This is a genomic window from Neisseria sp. P0022.S010, from assembly GCF_051956635.1.
In genome coordinates this window covers 1-6971 of the sequence record NZ_JBQCXF010000144.1, presented here as the reverse complement: position 1 = coordinate 6971, position 6971 = coordinate 1, and the positions used below count along the sequence as shown (strand labels likewise).

The window sequence follows — 6971 nt, the reverse complement described above, 5'->3', positions numbered from 1 at the left end:
CCCACGAACCTGCGCCGATGACGGTAATTTTCATGTTTCTCTTCCATATGGGAACGGGGCTTACTTTAAAACAAACGGCTTTGGGGTGCAAGGGCGGCGTTTGTGAAAAATATTTTGTGCCGTTTAAAAAGCCTTAGGCCGTCTGAAAGTTCAGACGGCCTGCTTCGGTTTATGATTTATTGTTACCGGAATGGTAGGCATCGTAGGCGTAGTAGTCGTAGCTGTTGTTGGCTTCGCGCTTCATGCCGTTGAGGACGACACCTTTGATGTTGATGTGGTTTTGTTTGAGGCGCTCAACGCTGGCCTCAAGCTCTCGTGCACGCGTATGTGCATAACGGCTGATCATCAGGACGGTGCCTGCATGTTGGCCGATGATGACGGCGTCGGTCACGGCCAATACGGGCGGCGTGTCCAAGATGACGTAGTCGTAGCGTTGGCTAGCGTTGGCTAGCAACTCGTTGAAACGGTTGTCCATCAAAAGCTCAGACGGATTGCTAGGATAGCTGCCGCTGCTGATGAGGTGGAGGTTTTCAATGCCGGTTTCTTGTACGGCTTTAGCCGGAGCTGCTTTGCCGTTAAGGATGTCAGACAAGCCGAACTCGGGGGTAAGGCCGAAGAGTCGGTCGAGGTAGCCTTTGCGCATATCGGTATCGATAAGCAGAACGCGTTTGCCCGACTGCGCCATTACGGTGGCAAGGTTGGCGGAGATAAAGGATTTACCTGCTTCAGGCGCGGCACCGGTAATCATGAGGACGTTGTTAGGCGCGTCCAGCATGGAGAAGTAGATATTGGTGCGCAGGGCGCGGATGGCTTCGACGGCCGTGTCGGCGCGGTCTTCGCTGGCCAGCAGATAGTTGGAACGGCCACCGGTTTTCTTGAATTTGCTTTTGAAGAAGTCGCGTTTTTGCTGGGTTTTGGAGTGCGGAACAAGAGCGACGACTTCCAAATTGAGGTTTTCGATTTCTTCGGACGAAGTAATGCCGTTTTTCATACGGTTGCGAATCATCAGCCACAAAGCGGTCAATGAGCCTGCGGCAAGTGCGCTCAGGAGTGTGATGACGGCTTTGCGCGGAGCAACTGGGTTTTCAGGGACATAGGCATAATCGACGATGCGGACATTACCTTGCGCACTGGCTTTCATAATGTTGAGTTCTTGTTGTTTGCTCAACAGTTGGACGTAGGTTGCTTGGTTAGTTTCTACGTCGCGGGTCAGGCGGATAACTTCTTGTTGGGTATTCGGCAACTCGGCGATTTGTTGGTTGATTTTGTTTTTAGCGCGCTCGAGGACGGCAAGTTTGTCCAATACGGCTTTATAGGAAGGGTGTTCCGGCGTGTACAGCTCGGCCAAGCCTGCTTCTTCGGTTTTGAGCAGGGTAATTTGGGTTTCGATGCCGGTCAGGCTTTCCAATGCACCTTTGGACTCGAGCGGAATGTCGAGGGAGCCTGATTGTTGGCGGTAGGCATTGAGTTTGTTTTCAGCGTCTTGCAAGGTTTCTTTCAAGCGTGGCAATTCTTCGCTGATGAAGGCCAAACCGCTGGATGCAACTTGGACGTCGCGTTCGCGGTTTTGCGCAACGTAGTTGTCGGCAATGCTGTTGAGGATGACACTGGTACGTTTAGGGTCAGTGCCGGTAAAGGTAAGGTTGATGATGGGGCTGGTTTTACCTTTGCTGATGACCGCCAGTTTGTTTTGGATGTTTTCGATGGCGCTGATGCGCGAGAACTTGGTCAACGCAAATTCTTGACCCGGATTGGCTAAGATTTGATCGATTTTGAGGGTGGTTTGATTGTTGATTTTCAGAGGTACGCCGACCTTGCCTTCTACAACGCGTTTGTCAGGCAGGGTAAGGGTATAGGCTTTGTTGCTCTTGGCGGTCAGCGTGAAGGTTTTGTTGAACCATTCGTCTTGTACGGTAAAGCTGCCGACGGTCAGTTTGGGATCGGGGTCGCCGCTGATGTTGTGCATCAGGCTGCCGATAACGGGTGTATATTTGGCTTTGACTTCTTGGTCCAGCTGAAGGTCGTCAACGGTTTTACCCAGTACCAAGCGTGATTGAACCAGCTCGACTTCTGCTTCAGACGGCGTGGTTTGATTGTTGAAGATGCTGTTGATTTCGGTCAGGATTTGGTTTTGTCGCGTTTCAATTTCCAGCATGGCGTCGGCACGGTATTGCGGAGTGGATGCCAGGCTGAAGGCTGCGCCAAGAATGCCGCCTGCAAGCAGGGCGGCGAGGATTTTGTATTTATTTGTCCAAATTACGCGCAGCTGTTGGCCGAAGTCGATTTCGTCGTTGTCTGCGCTGTAAGGTGTGTAGGTCGTTTTTTTCATTGCTTGCTTTCTTGTTCATGCCGGTTTTATACCGGTTGAGTTTTTCCGTTTAGTTTGGTTTTCCAAGTGTCTGCGGCAGCATTGAGCTGTTCAAAAACGGCTTCAAACATTTCGCTGCTTTGTTTGTATGGGTCAGGTATGGTTTTTTTAGGCAACCATTGGGCAAACAGCATGGTTTTGCTGCGTGCCGGCGGATGGATGTCGGCCACCATATCGATTTGACTGGGCTCCATGACGAGAATCAAATCGGCCTGTTCGCACATCGGGGCGGTCAGTTGGCGTGGCGTATGGCCTGCAACGATGACGCCGTGTTTGAGTGCGGTTTTAATGGCCTGGAAATCGGCATCCTTACCTGCCAGTGCTTTTATGCCGGCGCTGCTGATTTGATGGCCGGGTAGTTTTTTCTGCATGATCCGCTCTGCAGTGGGGGAGCGGCAGATGTTGCCTAGGCAGACGATGAGTATGTTGTGGTACATGATATTGTTTTCGGTTTATGGTCTGAAAAAAACGTGAGTCAGACGATAAGATACTGCTTTTCCGTTTGTGCGGTGTGTACGGCTTTTGTATGCCGTTTATGTAATTAGCTTGGATTGTGCGTGATTTTGTATCCTGCTGTCAAACAAGGGTCTGACGGCAGGAACCACTGTTTATCTAAACGTATTGTCGAGGGTGTTGACGTTGCTGATGGAGTTGGTAATTTGTGACATTACGCGGTTCCAACGGGTAACCGGGGCGGCGGTAACGTAAACGGTATCTTCCGAACGCAGTTTGAATTCGCTGCCCAATGCGTAAGAAGTCGCATCTTTCAGGTTGAGCTGATAGATGTGGATAGGTTTGGCCGCGTCTTCTGGTGCGCGGCGGATTACGAATACGCCGGTTGCGTCAGCATAGTTTTGGTTCATGCCGCCGACTTCTCCGAGCGCTTGGGTCAGGTTGAGGCCGTGATTGCCGATCGGCAGTGTGGCTTGTTTGCCGACTTCGCCCATGATGTAGATTTTGTTGTTGCTGCTGTTAGGAACGTAAACGATGTCGCCATGGCTGAGAAGATGGTTTTGCGACATATCGCCGTATTGCAGCATGTCTTGCAGGGAGATGGTGCGGTCGACGCCGTTGTGCGTCCATTTGATGTGTTGGGTGTCGGCACTTTGGGTAACGCCGCCTGCTTGGTTGATGGCATCCAAAATGGTCATCGGGATATTGGTAATCGGCAGCTGACCTGCTTGGTTGATGGCACCGGATACTGAAATGCGTTGCGAACGGAATTCGGTAACGTTGATGGCTACTTGAGGGTTTTTGATGTAGCGTTTCAGAAGGTTGGTCAGGGTGTTTTGCAATTCGTCCAAAGTTTTGTCTTTGGCTTGAATTTTGCCTGCCAGCGGGTAAGTAATATAACCGCCCTCATCTACCCAGGCCCCGCGGCTGACTTGGTTGGTTTGCGGGTTGCTTTGCTGGATAGGGGAGTTAAGGTCGGAGTGCGCCCAAACCATGATATTGAGGACGTCGCCGCTGCCGATGCGGTAGCGGTAAGCGCTTTTGCTTTGCTCCAAACCTTGGTTGTTTTGGGAAAGTACAGGCGGCTTACGCATTTTTTCAATCAGGTTGGGCGTGATGGGGTAAACGGCAACGCGGCTGTCAAGGTTGGTGTCGGCTGCGGTGTCGGTGTCGGTGTAAACAATGGTTTTGGTTCTGGTTTTGATGGTTGAACCAGGAATGACTGTCGTGCTGTTACAGGCAGTCAGTGCGAATAGAGTAAGCAGGGAGAGCGTTTTTTTCATGTAGTAGTCCTTGCGGGATGGTGTCCGGGCCGTCTGAAAATGTTCAGACGGCCTTATTGTTTTGTTGCCAAACCAAGTCGCAGATACCGTCTTTAGATACGAAGCCTGTCGGTGCGCGCAGCAGAAGCTGGCGCAGGCTGTTTTGGTCGCTTTGGAGACAGGCAGTATGGAGTTCCGACAGTATGTCAGATAATTGCGTCCATGGAAGCATTACTTCACTGGCGGTCATAATACGGGGATGAGTGGTTTTTTGTACCTCGTTGCCGATGAGCAGTTCTTCATAAAGTTTCTCGCCCGGGCGCAGGCCGGTAATCTTGATTTCGATGTCGCCGTGTGGGTGTTGCTCGTCTTTGACTTTGAGGCCGCTGAGGACAATCATTTGACGGGCAAGGTCGATGATTTTGACGGATTCGCCCATGTCGAGGACGAATACGTCGCCGCCTTTACCCATTGCACCGGCTTGGATAACCAGTTGCGCTGCTTCGGGAATGGTCATGAAGTAGCGGGTAATGTCTTGATGGGTCAGGGTAATCGGACCGCCTTCAGCAATTTGTTTTTCAAATACAGGGACAACGGAGCCGGACGAACCCAATACATTGCCGAAACGCACCATGCAGAAGCGTGTTTTTTGCTCCGGCTCAGCGGCAAGCGCTTGCAGGCAGAGTTCGGCCATGCGTTTGCTGGCGCCCATGGTGTTGGTCGGACGAACGGCTTTGTCAGTGGAAATCAAAACAAAGGTGGAAACGCCCGCATCTACGGCGGCCTGCGCGCAGCAGAGTGTGCCGAACACGTTGTTTTGAATGCCTTCGATGGTGTTGAACTCAACCATAGGGACGTGTTTGTAGGCCGCGGCATGATAGACGGTGTCGACGTGATAGGCCTTCATGATGCTGCTAAGGCGTTCTTTGTTTTGAACCGAACCCAAAAGCGGTACGACTTCGACTTGACTGCCTTGCGCGGCTTGGGTTTCGCGCAATTCTTTGTCTATGCTGTACAGGGCAAATTCGGACAATTCAAACAACAGCAGTTTGGTCGGACGGCAGTTGAGAATCTGACGGCAAAGTTCGGAGCCGATAGAACCGCCTGCGCCGGTCACCATCACGACTTTGTCGCTGATGTCGGCGCTCATCAATTCAGGGCGCGGTGCCACAGGGGCGCGGCCGAGCAAATCGACCACAGAGATTTTTTTCAATGAGCTGACGTTGATTTTGCCGTCGACCAAATCTTTCATGCCCGGAATGGTCAGGACTTCGCATTTGTATGCTTCGAGGCGGCGGATGATGTCTTTGCGTTCTTCAGGCGTAGAACTTGGAATCGCCAGCAGAATTTTGCGGACGCCGTAGCGGCTGATCAGCATCGGGATTTCATTGGGGTTGTAGACGGCAAGATCATAGATGACGGTACGTTGGATTTTCGGGTTGTCATCGACAAAGGCAATGGCCGAGTATTCGTTAACCTGTTTGATGGCTTCCAACAACTGGCGGCCGGATTGGCCTGCACCGTAGATGATGACGGGGGTCATCTGTTTGCGGTGATGATCGGTCAGAATCGCGCGCAGGATCATGCGCGAGCTGGTTACGCCGACCACCAAGACCAAGAAATAGACGATGGGCAGGGCAAGGTGCAGTTTTCGTTCAAAAATCAGGGTGGTTAGGCAGAACAAGACCGCTGAAATGATGCTGCCGAATGCGGCTGAAGTCAGGACGCGGATGCTGACGAAGCGTGTGACGGCGCGATAGAGGCCGATACGGATGAAAAGGATGATGGTCAGCACAGCGGTGCTACCAAAAGCCAGCCAGTTGGCGATGCTCAACCATTCGTCGGAATATTGTACTTTGAGGCTTTGAGCAAACCAAAACGCCACGAATATCATCAAGATATCGTGAATGACGAAGAAGGCTTTTTTAAGGTTGCGCGGCAGAGCCAGCAGGGTTTCCAAGTTCATTTTATATTTCTTGTGTCTGAGTGTTGTAATGTGGCTTGGTACGGATTGTTTGAAGCAGGCTGTTTTATTTTTTTAGATGGCCTGAAGTTGCAGGCCGTCTGAAAATGATTATGCCGTGGCTTCAGTCAATACGGCTTCGATGTTTTCTTTGCAGAACGCAATTTCTTCATCAGTCAGGGTTGGGTGCACCAAGAACATCAGGCTGGTGTCGCCCAACTCGACAGCGTTTTTCAAACGCTCTTTCGGACGCCAAGGCGTGTTATCAAAGGCTTTTTCCAAATACACTTCGGAGCAGCTGCCTTGATAGCATGGGACTTTGCGCGCATTCAGCTCATTGACGATGCGGTCGCGCGTCCAGCCGTCTTTTAAGTGTTCGGGTTTGACAAAGGCGTAGAACTTGTATTGCGCGTGTTCGATGTAGTCGGCGACTTCAATCAGGCGGATGCCGGCGAACTTGCCCAAACTTTCTGCCAGCTTGGCGGCGTGCGCTTGGCGGCGGGCAGTCCATTCGGGCATACGTTTGAGCTGGATGCGGCCGATGACAGCCTGCATTTCCATCATGCGCCAGTTGGTGCCGAAGCTTTCGTGCAGCCAGCGGAAGCCGGGAGCGTGTTCGCGGTGGTACACGGCATCATAGCTTTTGCCGTGGTCTTTGTACGACCACATTTTGCTCCACAGCTCTTTGTCGTTGGTGGTTACCATGCCGCCTTCGCCGCCGGTGGTCATGATTTTGTCTTGGCAGAACGACCAAGCACCGACGTGGCCGATAGAGCCGACGGATTTGCCTTTGTATTTCGCACCCTGCGCTTGGGCGCAGTCTTCGATAACCCACAAGTTATGTTCTTTGGCCAAAGCCATGATGTCGTCCATTTCGGCAGGCATACCGGCCTGGTCCCTCCCACCCCTCCCCAAGCCCACGAGA

Annotated in this window: 5 protein-coding genes; all 5 read right to left on the bottom strand. The window is 52.0% G+C overall.

Translation table 11 applies throughout. The features are described 5' to 3' along the window. Positions 1-169: 169 nt before the first annotated feature. Positions 170-2329, bottom strand: coding sequence for a polysaccharide biosynthesis tyrosine autokinase (locus ACTHUT_RS12020; RefSeq protein WP_250599546.1), 2160 nt, complete (start codon positions 2327-2329; stop codon positions 170-172). Between the two features lie 26 nt (positions 2330-2355). After that, positions 2356-2805, bottom strand: coding sequence for a low molecular weight protein-tyrosine-phosphatase (locus tag ACTHUT_RS12015; protein ID WP_049328305.1), 450 nt, complete (start codon positions 2803-2805; stop codon positions 2356-2358). Positions 2806-2976: 171 nt separating this feature from the next. Further along, positions 2977-4104 (bottom strand): polysaccharide export protein, encoded by a 1128-nt coding sequence (locus ACTHUT_RS12010; protein WP_003684536.1) that lies wholly within the window; start codon positions 4102-4104, stop codon positions 2977-2979. Positions 4105-4147: 43 nt separating this feature from the next. After that, positions 4148-6049 carry a polysaccharide biosynthesis protein gene (locus ACTHUT_RS12005; protein ID WP_440418828.1) on the bottom strand — a complete coding sequence of 634 codons (1902 nt, stop codon included), beginning with the start codon at positions 6047-6049 and terminating at the stop codon, positions 4148-4150. A 108-nt stretch (positions 6050-6157) separates the two neighbouring features. Further along, on the bottom strand, positions 6158-6971 hold an 814-nt coding region (locus ACTHUT_RS12000), incomplete at its 5' end, for a DegT/DnrJ/EryC1/StrS family aminotransferase (protein WP_440418827.1).